At 71.0% G+C, this 15,929-nt stretch carries 17 protein-coding genes and 1 pseudogene; 13 read left to right on the top strand and 5 right to left on the bottom strand.

Annotation, left to right across the window (positions count from 1 at the left end; all coding sequences use genetic code 11):
- Nucleotides 1-115 precede the first annotated feature (115 nt).
- The 3 genes and pseudogenes from ACI2K6_RS15745 to ACI2K6_RS15735 all read left to right on the top strand — a co-directional run.
- Nucleotides 116-586: pseudogene (locus ACI2K6_RS15745) on the top strand (glycosyltransferase family 4 protein); the annotation flags it as partial.
- Between the two features lie 3 nt (nucleotides 587-589).
- A complete protein-coding gene (locus ACI2K6_RS15740; protein ID WP_404568977.1) occupies nucleotides 590-1,168 on the top strand; it encodes a glycosyltransferase in 579 nt (192 codons plus the stop codon).
- 65 nt (nucleotides 1,169-1,233) lie between these two features.
- Nucleotides 1,234-1,887, top strand: a complete 654-nt coding sequence (locus tag ACI2K6_RS15735) for a GDSL-type esterase/lipase family protein (protein WP_396747610.1) — start codon at nucleotides 1,234-1,236, stop codon at nucleotides 1,885-1,887.
- Nucleotides 1,888-1,984: 97 nt separating this feature from the next.
- Here the strand turns inward: ACI2K6_RS15735 and ACI2K6_RS15730 are convergent, their stop codons facing one another.
- Both ACI2K6_RS15730 and rfbA read right to left on the bottom strand, forming a co-directional pair.
- Nucleotides 1,985-3,247 (bottom strand): glycosyltransferase, encoded by a 1,263-nt coding sequence (locus ACI2K6_RS15730; RefSeq protein WP_396747613.1) that lies wholly within the window; start codon nucleotides 3,245-3,247, stop codon nucleotides 1,985-1,987.
- Nucleotides 3,244-4,113, bottom strand: a complete 870-nt coding sequence (rfbA, locus tag ACI2K6_RS15725) for a glucose-1-phosphate thymidylyltransferase RfbA (protein WP_396747616.1) — start codon at nucleotides 4,111-4,113, stop codon at nucleotides 3,244-3,246. Before rfbA ends, ACI2K6_RS15730 begins: the two co-directional genes overlap by 4 nt.
- 74 nt (nucleotides 4,114-4,187) lie before the next feature.
- On the opposite strand from rfbA, the gene ACI2K6_RS15720 reads away from it, so the two are divergent.
- The 4 genes from ACI2K6_RS15720 to galE all read left to right on the top strand — a co-directional run bounded on the left by ACI2K6_RS15720 (nucleotide 4,188) and on the right by galE (nucleotide 7,613).
- Nucleotides 4,188-5,162: a glycosyltransferase family 2 protein gene (locus ACI2K6_RS15720; protein WP_396747619.1), complete on the top strand. Its 975-nt coding sequence runs from the start codon at nucleotides 4,188-4,190 to the stop codon at nucleotides 5,160-5,162.
- 143 nt (nucleotides 5,163-5,305) lie between these two features.
- Nucleotides 5,306-5,671 carry an acyltransferase gene (locus tag ACI2K6_RS15715; protein WP_404568976.1) on the top strand — a complete coding sequence of 122 codons (366 nt, stop codon included), beginning with the start codon at nucleotides 5,306-5,308 and terminating at the stop codon, nucleotides 5,669-5,671.
- Nucleotides 5,668-6,648, top strand: a complete 981-nt coding sequence (locus ACI2K6_RS15710) for a glycosyltransferase family 2 protein (protein WP_396747625.1) — start codon at nucleotides 5,668-5,670, stop codon at nucleotides 6,646-6,648. Before ACI2K6_RS15715 ends, ACI2K6_RS15710 begins: the two co-directional genes overlap by 4 nt.
- A complete protein-coding gene (gene galE, locus ACI2K6_RS15705; RefSeq protein ID WP_396747628.1) occupies nucleotides 6,645-7,613 on the top strand; it encodes a UDP-glucose 4-epimerase GalE in 969 nt (322 codons plus the stop codon). The genes ACI2K6_RS15710 and galE overlap by 4 nt, the downstream gene beginning before the upstream one ends.
- A gap of 3 nt (nucleotides 7,614-7,616) precedes the next feature.
- On the opposite strand, the gene ACI2K6_RS15700 is transcribed toward galE, so the two are convergent.
- Nucleotides 7,617-8,555, bottom strand: a complete 939-nt coding sequence (locus ACI2K6_RS15700; protein ID WP_396747631.1) for a glycosyltransferase family 2 protein — start codon at nucleotides 8,553-8,555, stop codon at nucleotides 7,617-7,619.
- A gap of 51 nt (nucleotides 8,556-8,606) precedes the next feature.
- Entirely contained in the window at nucleotides 8,607-9,596 is a 990-nt protein-coding gene (locus tag ACI2K6_RS15695) for a hypothetical protein (protein ID WP_396747634.1), read from the bottom strand.
- 151 nt (nucleotides 9,597-9,747) lie between these two features.
- On the opposite strand from ACI2K6_RS15695, the gene ACI2K6_RS15690 reads away from it, so the two are divergent.
- The 6 genes from ACI2K6_RS15690 (at nucleotide 9,748) to pth (ending at nucleotide 15,281) form a co-directional block, all read left to right on the top strand.
- The gene (locus ACI2K6_RS15690) at nucleotides 9,748-10,542 is read left to right on the top strand and encodes an alpha-1,2-fucosyltransferase (RefSeq protein WP_404568975.1); all 795 of its coding nucleotides are present in this window, start codon (nucleotides 9,748-9,750) and stop codon (nucleotides 10,540-10,542) included.
- A gap of 241 nt (nucleotides 10,543-10,783) precedes the next feature.
- Nucleotides 10,784-11,416 carry an alpha-1,2-fucosyltransferase gene (locus tag ACI2K6_RS15685; protein WP_396747640.1) on the top strand — a complete coding sequence of 211 codons (633 nt, stop codon included), beginning with the start codon at nucleotides 10,784-10,786 and terminating at the stop codon, nucleotides 11,414-11,416.
- Between the two features lie 49 nt (nucleotides 11,417-11,465).
- Entirely contained in the window at nucleotides 11,466-12,461 is a 996-nt protein-coding gene (rfbB, locus tag ACI2K6_RS15680; RefSeq protein ID WP_396747643.1) for a dTDP-glucose 4,6-dehydratase, read from the top strand.
- A gap of 13 nt (nucleotides 12,462-12,474) precedes the next feature.
- On the top strand, nucleotides 12,475-13,887 hold the full coding sequence (locus ACI2K6_RS15675) for a sugar nucleotide-binding protein (RefSeq protein WP_396747646.1): 1,413 nt from the start codon (nucleotides 12,475-12,477) through the stop codon (nucleotides 13,885-13,887).
- Between the two features lie 172 nt (nucleotides 13,888-14,059).
- On the top strand, nucleotides 14,060-14,698 hold the full coding sequence (locus tag ACI2K6_RS15670) for a 50S ribosomal protein L25/general stress protein Ctc (protein ID WP_396747649.1): 639 nt from the start codon (nucleotides 14,060-14,062) through the stop codon (nucleotides 14,696-14,698).
- A 7-nt stretch (nucleotides 14,699-14,705) separates the two neighbouring features.
- Nucleotides 14,706-15,281, top strand: coding sequence for an aminoacyl-tRNA hydrolase (gene pth, locus ACI2K6_RS15665; RefSeq protein ID WP_102708180.1), 576 nt, complete (start codon nucleotides 14,706-14,708; stop codon nucleotides 15,279-15,281).
- A 47-nt stretch (nucleotides 15,282-15,328) separates the two neighbouring features.
- Here the strand turns inward: pth and ACI2K6_RS15660 are convergent, their stop codons facing one another.
- Nucleotides 15,329-15,856, bottom strand: coding sequence for a DUF2505 domain-containing protein (locus ACI2K6_RS15660; RefSeq protein ID WP_396747653.1), 528 nt, complete (start codon nucleotides 15,854-15,856; stop codon nucleotides 15,329-15,331).
- Nucleotides 15,857-15,929: the final 73 nt, after the last annotated feature.

The following is a 15,929-nucleotide window of genomic DNA, read 5'->3' as shown; positions in this document are numbered from 1 at the left end:
ACCGCGCGGTCCTTCACCTCGGGATCGAACTTCTTCGGCATGAACAACATCCTCTCGAACTCGAAAGGAAGCGGCATCACACCCGGGACGCTTCACTCAGAAGGGCGGGGCGGAGCGGGTGGTGCTCGCCCTGCACCGGATGTGGCCGGATGCGCCCATCTACACGACGTTCTACGACCCCGAGGGGACCTTCCCGGAGTTCAAGGAGGCACGCGTCATCGCCTCACCCCTCAACCGGGTGGGGGTGTTGCGGAAGGACCCGCGTCGGGCCCTGCCGCTGTTGCCCCTGGCGTCCTCGATGATGCACGTGAAGGAGCCGGTCGCCGTCGTCTCGACCTCCGGCTGGGCGCACGGATTCCGCTACGACGGCGCCACGCTCGTCTACTGTCACACCCCGGCGCGCTGGGTGTACCTGCTGGACGACTACCTGGGCGAGGGCGGACGGGATAGCATCAAGGGCCGGATCGCCCGCGTGCTGCGCCCGGGTCTGCGCAGGTGGGACCGCACGGCCGTCCGGCGTCGATCGCGCTATGTGGCCAACTCCACGGTGGTGAGGGAGCGGATCGAAGCCGTCTACGGGCTCGACGGCGTGGACCTCGTGTTCCCGCCGCACTCCGTGAGCACGGATGGCCCGCACGAGCCGATCCCCGGTGCCGAGCGGCTGGCGGAGGACGGTTTCCTGCTGTCGGTGGCCCGGCTCATGCCCTACAAGCACGTGGACGTGGCGATCGAGGCAGCGGCCCGCGCGGGGCGGCCGCTCGTGGTGGTCGGCAAGGGCCCGGAGGAGGCCCGGCTGCGGGCGATGGCGGGGGAGGACGTGGTGTTCGGCCAAGACCTGACGGACGCGCAGCTGCGTTGGGCGTACGCGCACGCGACGGCACTGATCGCCGCGAGCCACGAGGACTTCGGCATCACGCCGCTCGAGGCGAGCGCGTGGGGCGTGCCCACCGTGGCGCTGCGGGCCGGCGGCTACCTGGACACCATCGTGGAAGGCGTCAACGGGGTGTTCGTGAAGGAACCGACGGTGGAGGCGGTGGCCGAGGGGGTGGGACGTCTGCTGGCGCATGACTGGGACCGGGCGGCGATGCAGGGACACGCCGAGCGGTTCTCCGAGGAGGAGTTCGGGCGGCGGATCCGTGGCCTGTTGGGCGAGGTAGCGCACCCGTGAGCCCGGGACGGCCCGGACCCGGGGCGGGTCGGACGAACGCGAAGTACGGGCCCAGGGTCTACCTGATGTTGGCCTCTGCGGTCCTCAACGGATTGCTGGTCGCGGCCCTCCTGTGGGTCGTGGGGCACATGGGCATTCGCACCTTGACCGAGGAAGCAGGCATCGTCGAGCCTCGCCGGCCGGCGTATGACACGTATGCGGCAGAGCAGTTCGATGGGCTCCCAGGCGCTGCAGTCGTGGTCGTCGGCGACTCCCATGCGCAGTACGGGCCATGGAGTGAGATCCTCGACCGGCCCGTCGCCGTGCGGGGGCAGGCCGGAGCGCTGACGGCGGAAGTTGAACACTGGGTGGCCGGCACGGCAATGTCGGGGCAGGCGACGATTGTGCTGGCTGGCACGAATGACGTCCTGACCGGGACGCCACTGCGTCAGTTGCGCCAGGACGCTGAGCGACTCTATAGGGCGACCCCGGGGCGTGTCCTCGCCATCGGTGTTCCTCCGCTCGTTGGTAGGGAAGACCAAGCTGCCGCCGCAAACGCGGTACTGCAGGAGGCCGCAGACGCCGCCGGGGTCGAATGGTGGGATCCGACCGAGGCCCTCTCGTCGCCGGGCATGCTCCGTCGTGACGGAGTCCACCTCACCGGGCGTGGCTATGAAGCGATGCGGGAGCGAATCGCCACTCTCACAGACGTGTCCCGTTCGCTGGCGTCCGACCCCTGACGCAGACGGTCGTACCTCGACGCGGCGCATGCCGGGTGCGTTGGAGTGGGTGCCGCCCGTGCGCGGATGCGTACGTGGTAGTTGATACAGGTATCGCTCACGATGCCGCGGCCGCCGTGCGGGGGCAGGCGTGGGGGATGACGGCGATGTCCCGCGCGGCGAGAAGGTCGAGCCACATGTCCGCGACGACCGAAGGCTCGAAGTCCGAGCCGACGCGCCCGCAGGCCTCGATGAGCCCGGCGAGCCGGTCCGGGCTGTCCAGGAGGGCACGGAGGGTCTCCGCCATCTCGGCGGGCTCGGCGCCCGGCAGGGCGAGCCCGCACCGGTCCAGGAGCTCGGCGAGCCCGGCCGAGACGGGGCGCCCCGCCGTCGGGACGCCACAACGCAGCGCCTCGACCGCCGACATCGAGAGACCCTCGAAGTCGGAGGCGACGAGGTGCAGCGTCGCGCCAGTGAACACGGCCGCCGGGTCGTCGGACCAGCCGCAGAAGCGGATACGGTCCCGGTGGGCCGACTCGTCGGCCAGGCGGGCCAGGGCCTCCTCCTGGTCCCCGGTGCCCCAGACCTCGAGCACGACGTCGGGCACGTCCGCCGCGAGGGCGTCGAACGCCCGGATAGTCAGGTCGACGCGCTTCTCGGCGGACAGACGTCCGAAGGAGACGATCCGCCTCCTGCCGTCTGCGTCCTCCCGCGGCGCGGCCGCGGGTACGGTGCCGCTCGGGTTCGGGATGGCGCCCACAGGAACGCCCTGCGTGTCAGCGATCGGCTGCATGTAGGACGGGTGGAGGGCCACCACGGCATCGACGACGTCGAGGGCCGGGAAGGGGACGTCCCAACCCATCCGCTCCAGGCCCTCCGGACTGGTGTGGACGTGGGCCACAAGGAACGGGGCGTCTGCCTCGGGCCGGACGTGGCCGGCCTCGCTGAGGCAGGTCAGCGTGTCGGGGTTCGCGAAGACGATCGCTGTGTCCCCGCCGAATCGCGCGAGGTGCCGGCGCAGGCGCCGGGCCCGCCACCGCCGCCAGAGCGGGGTGAGAGCCGTCTTGACCGCCAGCTTCGCCCCGAGCGGTCCCGGGTGGTCCGCTGCCAGGGGATGGTCCGCGGTCCAGTGCCGGAGCCGGTCGACCTCGAACACCGGCCCAGGGACGCGCGGCTCTCCGGCGGGCGGGTGGATCGACAGGTAGGAGACGGTCAGGCCTCGCCGCACGAACTCAGTCGCCAGCTCGTCGACGACCGTCGTGATGCCTCCGGCCAGGGCCGTGGAGCGGCACGCGAAAGCGACGTGCCGGACGCCCGCGGCGCTGGACGGCTCGGGAGCGGTCTCCGGCCGGCCCCGCCCGGCCCGGTTCTGCGCGCTCACCGCCCGGACTCGAGCATCTCCAGGAGGTACCGCCCATACCCCGACTTCACGAGCGGCTCGGCTCGCTGGCGCAGCTCGTCGTCGGTGAGCAGACCCTGGCGCCAGGCGACCTCCTCGGGGGAGCCGACCTTGAGGCCCTGACGAGACTCGATGGTGCGGATGAAGTTGGACGCGTCATTCAGGTCGTGGAACGTGCCGGTGTCCAGCCATGCGGTGCCGCGTGGCAGGACCTCCACGTTGAGGCTGCCGCGTTCCAGATAGGTGCGGTTCACGTCGGTGATCTCCAGCTCGCCGCGCGCCGACGGCTTGAGGCCCTTCGCGATCTCGACGACGTCGTTGTCGTAGAAGTACAGCCCGGGCACCGCGTAGTTGCTCTTGGGCTCCTGAGGCTTCTCCTCCAGTGAGATGGCCTTGCCGGCGTCGTCGAACTCCACCACGCCGTAGGCGCTGGGGTCCGCCACCCAGTAGCCGAACACGGTGGCTCCGTCGACCTGGGTGTGACGGCGCAGCTGCTGGCCCATGCCGGGGCCGTAGAAGATGTTGTCCCCCAGGACGAGCGCGACATGCTCGTCGCCGATGTGGTCCTCCCCGAGGATGAACGCCTGTGCCAGGCCGTCGGGGGAGGGCTGCTGGACGTAGCTGAGCGAGATCCCGAACTGGGAGCCATCGCCCAGGAGCCGCTGGAACTGCTGCGCGTCGTGCGGGGTGGTGATGACCAGGATGTCGCTGATGCCCGCCAAGATCAGCGTGGACAGTGGGTAGTAGATCATCGGCTTGTCATAGACGGGCACGAGCTGCTTCGAGATGCCATGGGTGATGGGGTGCAGCCGGGAGCCGGTGCCGCCGGCCAGGATGATGCCTTTCATGTGCGACTTCGACGTCCCTTCAGCGCTCGGTGAGTGCGTGTCTACCGGGCACCCTACCGGGATAGGATCGAGCTGTGAGCCAGACAAGCGCGCTGCCAGAAATCAGCGTGATCATCCCCGCGTTCAACGCAGAGCGCTTCCTCCCTCTGCAGTTGGAGGCCCTGGATGCCCAGAGCGGAGCTCCTTCTTACGAGGTCGTCGTCGTGGACAACGCCTCCACCGACGGAACTGCCTTCGTGGCCCGCCGGCTGGCTCGGGAGGTCTCATACCCATTGCGTCTTGTGAGCGCACCCGGGCACCAAGGCCCGGGATTCGCACGAAATGTGGGGGCGGCGCATGCTTACGCGGACCTCCTGATGTTCGCCGACGCCGACGATGTGGTGTCCCGGTGGTGGGTGCGCAACGGCGCGCGGGCCTTCTCGGTCACGCCCCTGTGGTCGGGTGGAGCCCAGCTCATGAGCGATGCCGACATGACCGGAGGACTGGAGGGCATCCGTGCGGCGATGGGCGATAGGGCTGACTGGACGGACGTGATCCCCGGAGACCTCCGCGAGGCATTCCCCGTCCTGATGGGCGGGGACTTCGGTGCGACCCGGGACGTCTACACACGCGTCGGCGGCTTCGACATCTCTCTGGGAGGGGTCTACGAGGACAACGACTTCGGCGTCAGGGCGCACCGCCTGGGCATCGCGGTGGATGAAGCCCCCGCGGTGCGTATCGCCTTCCGTGGGAAATGGGACCTGCGCTTCCGCACCCGACTGGCCCGACGATCGGCCTACGCTCATGCTCTGGTTGCCGACCGTTATGGGCTGAACGCTCGCTCGCATTTCCCCAGCCCCTGGGGGGAGCTGGCGCGCGCAGCTGGTAGCGCTGCTCTCATGGCGGCCGGTCGCAAACCGCGTGACTGGCCCGGGGTGTGGATGCGCCTGAACACTGCGGCCGGCCACGCTTGGGGCAAGGCCGAGGTATACGTGCCGCGGAAGCGCCGGCCGGCCAGCGCCCTAGGAGTCGGCATGGCCATCACGAGGCAGGGGGAGGAGCGCGCATGAAAATCCCCGGAGGTGCCACCGCTCGCCGTCTCCTTCTTGTCGCGTCGCGTTCCGAAGTCCTCCCGAACCGCCTGCGTCCCGTCCTCCTCGCACGGCTCGGCCTGCAGGGCGCCCGGGAATCCTGGTTCTCCGCTGAGGTGAGGGTGCTGGACCCCTCGGCGCTGACCATGCAAGAGGGGTGCTATCTCAACCGTGAGGTCTTCATCGACAACGGCCCCGTTGCCTTGGGGCGGAACGTCTACATGGGTCCGCGGTCCATGATCATCACCGCGAAGCACCCGATCGGCGGGCCGGAGATGCGGGCCGGAAAAGGTGGGCCGGAGCCGGTGGTGGTCGGCGACGGCACGTGGATCGGGGCCGGCGCGATCATCCTTCCGGGACTGAAAGTCGGTGCAGGGTGCATCATCGCGGCCGGCGCCGTCGTCACCAAAGACTGCGAGCCGAATGGCCTGTACGCCGGTGTGCCCGCCCGACGAGTTCGCGATGTGGACGGGGAGGCCGGCACATGAACGAGTCGGCGGTTGCCGGTACACCGATCGTCAGTGTGATCGTCCCGGCGAAGGATGCTGCTCAGTGGATCCCCGAGCAGCTGCGCGCGCTGGCCTCCCAGGTGCATGCCCCCTCCTTTGAGGTGGTCATCGGGGACAACGGCAGCACCGACGGAACGCGCGAGGCCGCGTTGCAGGAGCCGGTTCCCTTCACCGTGCGGGTTGTCGACGCTTCGGGACCGGCGAGCGCGTCCCACGGGCGCAACGTGGCGGTTCGGGCAGCGCGGGGGAGGATCCTGCTCTTCTGCGACGCTGATGACCTCGTGGGCCGCGCGTGGGTGCGATCCCTCACCGACGCCGTCGTGGACGATCCCTCTCGAATCGCCACCGGTGCACTCCACCACGGGCGCTTCAACTCGCCCGAGGTCCTCGCCGCCTACCGGATCGGACCGGACCCCAAGGTCGACGAGCTCGCCCGCCCGACGACGGTGAAAGAGAACCCCGGCGGCTTCGCCGGCCATCTTCAGACAGTGGCCGGGGGCAACTTCGCGATCCACCGATCGGCGTACCTCGCCCTCGGGGGGATGGACGCCTCGTATCCAGGTGGCGCGGAGGAGACGGACTTCGCCTGGCGGGCCCAGCAGGCCGGGATGCGGGTGGTGAGTGTGCCCCAGGCGGTCGTCCACTATCGGCTCAAGTCCGAACCACGAAGCCTGTTCCGGCAGCAGCGCATCCAGCAACGCGGTCGCATCTACCTGTGGACCCGCTATCGTGACAGCCCGATGCAAGGGCCCAGTCTGAAGGGGTCCGCTTTGGAGGTGGTGCGAGGCGCGGCCGCCTTCCCGGCATCGCGGCGTGACGAGGGGGCACAGCTCGCCTGGTCCGCCCGTGTGGGTGCTCATGTCGGCGCCCTCGAGGGGATGGTGCGATACCGCTGGGCACCGTCGGGCCGGAGGGCACGACTGCTCCGTCGGGGGCGCGGCCGGGGCACCACATGACCTGGGTGGTGACCGGTGGGGCCGGGTACATCGGCGCCCACGTGGTGCGCGCCCTGCAGGGGGCGGGCATGGACGTGGCCGTCGTCGACGACCTCTCGACCGGGTTCGCGGACTTCGTGCCCGCCGACGTGCCCCTGCTCCGGGCCGACGTCGGTGACGTCGGGCAGGTGGCGGCGTTCCTGACGCGCGTGGGCGCCGCCGGCGTCGTGCACGTGGCCGGGTACAAGTTCGCGGGCGAGTCCGTCCGCGAGCCGCTGCCCGCCTACCGCGTGAACGTGCGCGGCACCCTGGGCGTGCTCGAGGCGATGGAGCGGGCCGAGGTCCCCGCCGTCGTCTTCTCCTCCTCGGCGGCCGTGTACGGCACCCCGGACGTGGAGCGCGTCACGGAGGCGACGGCGACCGCCCCGGAGTCCCCCTACGGGGAGAGCAAGCTGATCGGGGAATGGCTGCTCGCAGACCAGGGCCGGGCCACGGGACTCCGGCACACGAGCCTGCGCTACTTCAACGTGGTCGGCTCCGCGGATCCGGCGCTGTCCGACACGAGCCCCCACAACCTCTTCCCGCTCGTGTTCCGCGCCCTGGACCGCGGCGAGCGCCCGCGCCTGTTCGGCGCCGACCACCCGACGCCGGACGGTACGTGCGTGCGGGACTACGTCCATGTGGCCGACGTCGCCCGGGCCCATGTGGCCGCCGCCCGTGCGCTCGCGGAGGGCCGGGCCCTGGCCCCGGTCTACAACCTCGGCTCCGGGGCGGGCACCTCGGTCCGGCAGATCATCGAGGCCGTCGGCCGGGTCACCGGGCGCGACGTCGACCCGGTCGTGGAGCCGCGCCGTCCCGGGGACCCCGCGCGCATCGTGGCGGACGGCTCCCTCGCCGCGCGTGACCTCGGGTGGGAGAACCGCCACACGGTCGAGGACATGGTCCGCTCCGCGTGGGAGGCCCGACGGCCGCCCGAGACGCGCTGAGGCTCAGACCTCGTCCCAGCGGGTCGGGGCGTCCGAGCGCAGTGGGCGCAGCGTCCCCCGCGGGTACCAGGCCGCGTCCGTGAGCGGCTGCCCGGCCAGGAGGGCCTCCCACGCAGCGCGCAGGGCGTCGTCGTCGAGGGCCCCGAGCCGGCGCCAGTGGTACGCCTTGTCCTCGGAGGTGTCGGCGAGCGCGATCGCCTGCGCGCCGGTGCGGCTCTTGCGGGCGAACTGCTCGAAGGAGCGCCACGGCAGGTGCAGGATCCGCAGGCCCTCAGCGCGGACGCCCGGACGCAGGACCTCGTGGTTGCCCATCTCGAGGACGGCCCCGGAGCGCGGGCGGAACGCGACCTTGACGTCGAAGTGCGCGGTCGTGTCCAGCAGCGGGCCGGAGCCGTCCGCCGCCGGGAACGCGTTGTGCATGACGGCGCGCAGCACGGGTGCGTCGGTGGCGGCCAGGGCCTCGGCGAGCGTGCCCTCGGCGCCGAACCACAGCTCGTCGGCGTCAAACGGCACCACCCACGTGGCGCCGGCGGCGGAGGCCAGGTCGGCCAGCCGGGTCATCTTGGCCGACTGCACGTAGGCCGGCTCCCGGTCCGCGCCGACGACGAGCCCCGGGATCTCCTCGGCCAGTCGGCGCAGGATGTCCGGCGTCGCGTCTTTCGACCCGTTGTCCACGACGACGATGTGCGGGATCCCCTGGTCCGCGAGGTGGCGCACGGAGCGCTCGATCACGTCCGCCTCGTCGCGGACCATCGCGACGGCGCACGGGCCGGACATCGCCGGCAGCTCCGGCAGGTCGAACCCGGCCGAGGCGAGGGCGTACTCGCGGGCGAACCGCTCCGAGCCGCGGACGGCGGCGGCCTGACGGACCACCTCCCGGGCACGGCGGAGGAGGAACAGGCGGTGCTTGGCCTGGCGGGCGAGGTCGAGGGGGGAGGGCATCGGGTCTCCTGTCGGGTGCGGCGGGTCGGAGGGCAGTCCGGGGGGCGACGTTCAGCCCAGGGCGGCCAGCTCCGCGTCGAGGCCCGGGGGGAGGGGCCAACCCATCGCGGTGCAGAGCCGCTGCAGGCGCAGCCGCCAGTCCAGCTCCCGGCGGGCCCGGCGCCGCTGCTCGGCGGCCCGCTCCGGAGTCCAGGCCGCGGCGGCCTCCGCAAGCACGGGCCAGGCCTCGGCGCGGGAGTCGGGCGAGACCTCGAGCGTGGCCTCCGGCCACAGGAGCGTGGCCGCGGACCGCGGGGCGACGCCGGCCACGCGGCATCCCGCCGCGAGGGCGTCCGTCCATCGGCCCGTGAGGTAGTCGCGGGTCGGGTGCGTGTACGGGGCAGGGCTGACGAGGTTGGAGAACGCGAGCACGAGGCGCGCCTGCGCCAGCGCGGCGCGGACGGCCTCCTGGTTCCGCAACGGATCCGGCGACGACGGCGGCCGGCCTCGGAACGCGAGGCCGTGGTCCTGCGCCTCGCGGGCGGTGCGGGCGTCGTCGTCCCAGGCTTCCGGCTGGCGGCCCAGGCGCAGCAGGTCGACCGGGCGGGGGCCGTCGTCGGCGGCGACGGCGAGGGTGTCCGAACCCCACGGCAGCGCGTCCACGGGGCGGCCGGTCAGCGCGGCCCACTCGTCGACGAGGTCCGGGTCCGTCACGAACAGACGGTCGAAGTGGGGCCGGTGCCGGGCGATCCCGGCGATCCGGTCGGTCCAGAACGAGTCGACGACCCAGGCCGCCGTGGACTCGTGCCCGGGCCACCACAGGTCCCGGCGCGCGGCCAGGGCGAGGGCGGCGGGGTTGCCGGCGAGCACCAGGAGGCGGCGCCCGCGGGCCCGCCGGCCGCGCGGCAGGAGCACGGACGCGCGCTGGACCCACGAGGCGGCGCCGCGGTCCTCGATCTCGACGAGTCGGCCCTCGAGCAGTCGCGCGGCCAGGCGCGCGAGGATGTCGACGGGACCCCAGCCGCTGCCGCCGGGACGGACGTAGAGGACGTCGACGCTCATACGGCCAGCCTAGGCGTCGCACGATCCAGTCGGGGGCGAGGGCCTGGCCCGTACGCTGAGATCGGGTACGTCGGTTGTGGCGGCGGAATTGAGGAGGCCACCGATGCGGAGCCTGATGAGGATGAGGACGCCCCGAGACATTGCTGCCGGCGTGCTGGCCACGGTGCGCCGCGCCGACCCTCCCGTGATCTGGGGGGCAGAGCCGATGAACGGCGGCAACTTCCTCTACCTGTGGGCCACGGCCTGGGTGCGCCGCCGGGAGACGGGACGTCCGTGGCTGGTGCGCTACAAGCCCAAGATGGAGCCGTGGTTGACGGAGTTCCCCGCCCTCAGGGATCTCACGGTGCGGGAAGAGGATGTGTCCTTCCGGCAAGAGCGAACGGTCGAGTGGGGCCAGCAGACCTACCAGGACTGGTTCTTTCGTGACCTCCTGGACTTCGCGCGCGAGAGGTTGTTGGCGAGCAGCGGATTTCAGGTGCGTCTGAAGCAGGTCGACCGCGGGGCAGTCGTGGTGAACGTGCGTCGGGGGGACTACTACTCCGATCCGGTCCACCGTGCCAACTTCGGGTTCGATGTCGCCGGGTACGTGCGGGCCGCCGTGGCGAGGATTCCTCGAGACGAGGCAGGTCGAATCATTCTCGTCTCCGATGACGTCGACTGGTGCCGCGAGAACCTCGGCTTCCTCTCGGCCTGGGGGGACGTGGGGACGATTCCGGGCGCACATGACATGTTCAACGACCTGGCACAGCTCGCCGGTGGGCGGCACCTGGTCCTGGCGAACTCGACGTTCTCCTACTGGGGTGGATACCTGGCTAGTGCAATGCCTGTGAACGACCGCCCGCAGAGCGTCCAGGCACCCCTGCACTTCAACCGGTTGTACGCGCGAGGTGAGTCTCCCTTGCTGCTCCCGCAATGGCTGGCGATCCCCGATGACGCGTTCATCTGACGTCGTCCAGCACGGGCTCGGCGTTGCTGCCTGTCCCCGCACCATGACTTAGGTTGAACTCATGCGTGCTGCAGGTGCCGTCAAGGCGTGCATTCTCCGAACCGTTCGACGGGGGGCGCCCGTCTCGTGGGCTCCCGAGTGGATGGGGCTGGGGAATCTCCTCTACCAGGGGTTCTGGGCGTACGAGGGGGCCTCTCTGGGGGAGCCCCGGTTCGTCTTGCTTCCCGAGAACAGGGTGGGCGTGATCGAGCTGTTCCCACGTCTCCGCGAGAAGAGATTCCTGCGGCGGTCTCACGTGCCCTTCACTGCACAGCGGGTGCGCCCGTGGGAAGAAGAGGAGCGATCAACCGGCCGCTTTGCGCCACCCCTACTTGAAGATTTCATTCGCGATGATCTCCTCCCAGGATCTGCAGTCTCCCCGGCGACGGATTCCTACGACGATGCGATCGTCGTCAATGTTCGGCGAGGCGACTACTACAGCGTCGAAAGGCATCGGGCCCAATTCGGCATGGACCAGGAGGAGTACCTGCGTTCGGCTCTCGCAGAAGCCGTGCGCACCCAGGGGCCCGTGGGTCGCATCGTCGTCATCTCAGATGGCCTCGACTGGTGTCGCGAACACGTGAATGATCTTCTCTCCGAGTTCGCCCCGGTGGAGTACGAAGACGGCGACATCGCGCATGACCTCAAGGCGATCAGCCACGCGAAGCGCCTCATCATCACCAATTCCACTTTCTCGTATTGGGGCGGATACATCGGCGACGTCCTCAATCCAGGACGACAGGTGATCGCTCCGTGGTTCTTCTCTCGAACCGAAAACGGCGGTCGCTCCCATCTTCTGGCCCCCAGCTGGACTGTCATCGAAGGCGACTTCTAGGCAGTGCGTGAGGCCGCGGAAGAGCGACTTGCCCCGATACCCTGACCCCATGCGCATCCTCGTCACCGGCGGCGCCGGGTTCATCGGATCGAACTTCGTCCATCACGTCGTCCGCGAGACCGGGCACGACGTCGTCGTCCTGGACAAGCTCACCTACGCCGGCAACCGGGGGAACCTCGCCGGCCTGCCCGAGGACCGCGTCACTCTCGAGGTGGGGGACATCTGCGACGCGGCCCTGGTGGACCGCCTGGTCGCGGAGTCGGACGCCGTCGTGCACTACGCGGCGGAGTCCCACAACGACAATTCTCTGAACGACCCCTCCCCGTTCATCCAGACGAACATCGTCGGGACCTTCGTCCTCCTGGAGGCGGTCCGCAAGCACGGCAAGCGGTTCCACCACGTGTCCACGGACGAGGTCTACGGCGACCTCGAACTGGACGATTCGGCGAAGTTCACCGAGACCACCCCGTACAACCCCTCCAGCCCGTACTCGGCCTCGAAGGCCGGCTCGGACCACCTGGTGCGCGCGTGGGTCCGCTCCTTCGGCGTGCAGGCCACGCTGAGCAACTGCTCCAACAACTACGGGCCGTACCAGCACATCGAGAAGTTCATCCCGCGCCAGATCACCAACCTGATCGACGGCGTCCGGCCCCGCCTCTACGGCCAGGGCATCAACGTCCGGGACTGGATCCACACGGAGGACCACTCCTCGGCCGTGCTGCGCATCCTCGAACGCGGCGAGATCGGCCGCACATACCTGATCGGCTCGGACGGCGAGAGGAACAACAGGGAGATCGTGGAGATCCTCCTCGAGCTCTTCGACCGCCCCGCGGACGACTACGACCTCGTCGCTGACCGCCCCGGCCACGACCTGCGCTACGCGATCGACAACACCGCCCTGCGCACCGAGCTCGGCTGGGAGCCGCAGTTCACGGACATCCGCGCCGGCCTGGCGGACACGGTCCGCTGGTACCGCGAGAACGAGGCCTGGTGGCGCCCGGCCAAGGACGCCGTCGAGGCCACGTACCGCGCCCAGGGCCAGTGAGGGGGAAGCGCTGATGCAGATCACCGAGACCGCCATCCCCGGTCTGCTCGTCCTCGACCTCGACGTCCACGGGGACAACCGCGGCTGGTTCAAGGAGAACTGGCAACGGGAGAAGATCCGCGCCCTCGCCGCCGAGCACCCCCGCCTCGCCTCGCTCGCCCCGGTGCAGAACAACATCTCCTTCAACGACGCCGTCGGCACCACCCGCGGCATCCACGCCGAGCCGTGGGACAAGTACGTGGCCGTCGCCCACGGCCGGATCTTCGGCGCCTGGGTGGACCTGCGCGAGGGGCCGTCCTTCGGCGCCGTCGCCACCGTGGAGCTCGGCCCGGAGAAGGCCGTCTACGTGCCGCGCGGGGTGGGCAACTCCTACCAGACGCTCGAGCCGGACACCGCCTACACGTACCTGGTGAACGACCACTGGTCCGCCGATGCGCAGGGCCAGTACACGTTCCTCAACCTCGCGGACCCGACGGCGGCCATCGCCTGGCCCATCCCGCTCGAGGACGCCGAGCTCTCGGACAAGGACCGCGCCCACCCGATGCTCGCGGACGTCACCCCCATGCCGCCCGCCCCGATCCTCGTGCTGGGCGCCGGCGGCCAGCTCGGCCGCGCCCTCGCGGCCCGCGCCGAGGCCGCGGGCATCCCCGTCGAGGCCCACGGACGGGACACCTGGGACATGACCGATCCGGCCTCGTGGCCGCGGGAGCACTTCCGCGGCCTGCGCGCCGTGGTCAACGCGTCCGCCATGACCGCGGTGGACGCCGCCGAGACGCCCGAGGGTCGGGCCCAGGCCTGGGCCGTCAACGCGACCGCCGTCGCCGAGCTCGCCCGCCGCTGCACCGAGGCCGGCATCCCCCTGGCACACGTCTCCACGGACTACGTGTTCGACGGCGCCCTCCCCGTGGGGCAGGAGCACCCGGTGGACCACCCGCTCGCGCCGCTGGGCGTCTACGGCCAGTCGAAGGCCGCCGGTGAGGCCGCCGTGCGCACCGTGCCCCGGCACTGGATCGTCCGCACCTCCTGGGTGATCGGGGAGGGGAAGAACTTCGTGGCCACCATGGCCTCCCTCGCCGAGCGCGGGATCGACCCGGCCGTCGTCGCGGACCAGCACGGCCGCCTCACCTTCGCCGACGACCTCGCCGACGCCCTGCTGCACCTGGTCACCACGGACGCGCCCACGGGCACGTTCCACATGACCAACAGCGGCGACGTGGTCACCTGGCACGACGTCGCCCGGTGGGTCTTCGAGGACACCGGCCACGACGCCGGGCGCGTCTCCGCCACGACCACCGCCGCGTACATGGCCGGCAAGGAGGGCGTGGCCCCGCGGCCGACCAACAGCGCCCTCGACCTCGGGCCCCTGGCCGCCGTCGGCTACACCGCCCCGGACCAGCGTGGACGCCTGCGAGACCACCTGTCCTGAGCCGGTGATATCCTGTCCGGGTTGCCCAGGCGAGGGAGCGCACGCTCCGTGATCGACGAGGCCGCCGTCGCGCGTCAGCATGCTGACCCGCCGCGGCACTGAAGCCCCCTCCTGGCCGCATCCCGCGCCGCCCCCCGGCTGCGCGGCCGAGACCCCCACAGGAGGACGCATCATGTCTGACCAGCTCAAGATCAAGGTCACCCGCCGCACCGACTTCGGCAAGGGTGCCGCCCGCCAGGCCCGCCGCGCCGGCCTGATCCCCGCCGTCGTCTACGGCCACGGCCAGGAGCCCGTGCACCTGCTGCTGCCGGCCCAGGAGACCACCCTGGCCGTCCGCAACCCCAACGCCCTGCTCACCGTCGTGAACGAGGCCGGCGAGGAGCACCTGGTCCTGCCCAAGGACATCCAGCGCCACGCCATCAAGGACACCGTGGACCACCTGGACCTCATCGAGGTCCGCCGCGGCGAGAAGGTCATCGTCGAGGTCACCGTGCAGGTCGAGGGCGAGGTCGCCCGCGGCAACGAGTACGTGCTGGACTACGTCACCGTGCCGGTCGAGGCCGACGCCACCGACCTGCCCGAGGCCGTCACCATCTCCATCGAGGGCCGCGAGGCCGGCGACCACGTGTACGCCCCGGACGTGCAGGTCCCCGCCGGCGCCACCCTGCAGCTCGAGGACGACATCGTCATCGCCACCGTCTCGGAGGTCGTCGAGCAGGACCTCGGCGACGAGTCCGTGCAGGAGGAGCAGGCCGCCGAGTCCGCTGAGGACGAGCCCGCCGAGGGCGAGTCCGAGGGCTCCGAGGACTGATCACGCCGTGACGACGGGGACCACGCTCATCGTCGGGCTCGGCAATCCCGGGCCCGAGTACGAGCGCACCCGTCACAACGTCGGCCAGATGGTGGCGGATGAGCTCGCCTCCCGCATGGGGGTCGGGTTCACCCGCCACCGGGCCGGCGCCGTGGTGGCCACGGGTCGCCTCGGCATCGGGGGACCGCGGGTCGTGCTCGCGAAGTCCACCGGCTACATGAACGTCTCCGGACGCCCCGTCTCCGCGCTGGCGTCCTTCTACGGGATCGGCCCCGAGGACCTCGTGGTGGTCCACGACGAGCTGGACATCCCGTTCGACACCCTGCGCCTCAAGCGCGGCGGGGGAGAGGGCGGCCACAACGGCCTGAAGTCCATCACCGCCTCGCTCGGCACCAAGGACTACGCCCGCGTGCGCGTCGGCATCGGCCGACCCCCGGGTCGCATGGACGTGGCCGACTTCGTGCTGCGTCCCTTCACCAAGCCCGAGCAGGACGTCCTGCCGCTGCACGTGGACCGCGCGGCGGATGCCGTGGAGAAGCTCGTCACGGACGGGCTCGAGGCCGCCCAGCAGACGTTCCACTGAGCCTCCCGCCCCGCGGCGTGCTCGACGCGCGGGGCGGGACGGGGGCATCAGCCGCGCGCGGCTCCGCCGTCACGCTCGAGCCACGAGGACAGCGCCCGGGCCTGACGATCGACGACCTTGCCGACCATCGGCTCGGCCTTCGCCGCGAGCTTCGAGCCCACCAGCGGGATCCGGCAGACGAGGGTGCCGTCCACGGAGAACTGGGAGCCCTCACCGGCGGCGGTCAGCCGGAGGGCGCCGTCCGCCGTCGCCTTGGCGGAGGGCACGGTGATGGTGGTGGTGCCGGCGCGGGAGCCGTCCGCGGCGGGCGCGTCCCAGCGCTCCACCTGCTCCACCTGCAGGGCGGAGCCGATGAGCTTGCGGGCCATGTCCGGGACACGGTCCGGGATGCGGTCCGCGGGCAGGGATCGCACGGTGGTGACGGTCATCGAGCCCTCCGGGGAGCCCTCCACGGAGAACGAGACCAGGGAGCCGCCGAAGGACTCGACCACGGAACGGTGGAAGTCCTCGGACGCCAGGGCGGCCGCCACGGCTGCCGGCGGGTGCGGGATGGACTGCTGAGCGGAAAAGGCCACGGTGTCTCCTCGGGGTCAAGTCGGGCCGCGCCCGGCGGGCCGTGAGAGGGCCGGCACCGGTTCGCCGACGGCG

The sequence above is a fragment of the Microbacterium sp. NPDC006705 genome (assembly GCF_044903545.1).
GTDB classification, from domain to species: Bacteria; Actinomycetota; Actinomycetes; order Actinomycetales; family Microbacteriaceae; genus Microbacterium; species Microbacterium plantarum.
The sequence above is the reverse complement of the archived record's forward strand: the minus strand, read 5'-3'. Positions and strand labels throughout refer to the sequence as shown.

Excerpts from the sequence above, each read along its gene's own strand:
- ACI2K6_RS15735 (WP_396747610.1), top strand. The coding sequence starts at position 1,234 with ATGTTGGCCTCTGCGGTCCTCAACGGATTGCTGGTCGCGGCCCTCCTG.
- rfbA (WP_396747616.1), bottom strand. The coding sequence starts at position 4,113 with ATGAAAGGCATCATCCTGGCCGGCGGCACCGGCTCCCGGCTGCACCCC.
- ACI2K6_RS15710 (WP_396747625.1), top strand. The coding sequence starts at position 5,668 with ATGAACGAGTCGGCGGTTGCCGGTACACCGATCGTCAGTGTGATCGTC.
- galE (WP_396747628.1), top strand. The coding sequence starts at position 6,645 with ATGACCTGGGTGGTGACCGGTGGGGCCGGGTACATCGGCGCCCACGTG.
- ACI2K6_RS15700 (WP_396747631.1), bottom strand. The coding sequence starts at position 8,555 with ATGCCCTCCCCCCTCGACCTCGCCCGCCAGGCCAAGCACCGCCTGTTC.
- ACI2K6_RS15695 (WP_396747634.1), bottom strand. The coding sequence starts at position 9,596 with ATGAGCGTCGACGTCCTCTACGTCCGTCCCGGCGGCAGCGGCTGGGGT.
- rfbB (WP_396747643.1), top strand. The coding sequence starts at position 11,466 with ATGCGCATCCTCGTCACCGGCGGCGCCGGGTTCATCGGATCGAACTTC.
- ACI2K6_RS15675 (WP_396747646.1), top strand. The coding sequence starts at position 12,475 with ATGCAGATCACCGAGACCGCCATCCCCGGTCTGCTCGTCCTCGACCTC.
- ACI2K6_RS15670 (WP_396747649.1), top strand. The coding sequence starts at position 14,060 with ATGTCTGACCAGCTCAAGATCAAGGTCACCCGCCGCACCGACTTCGGC.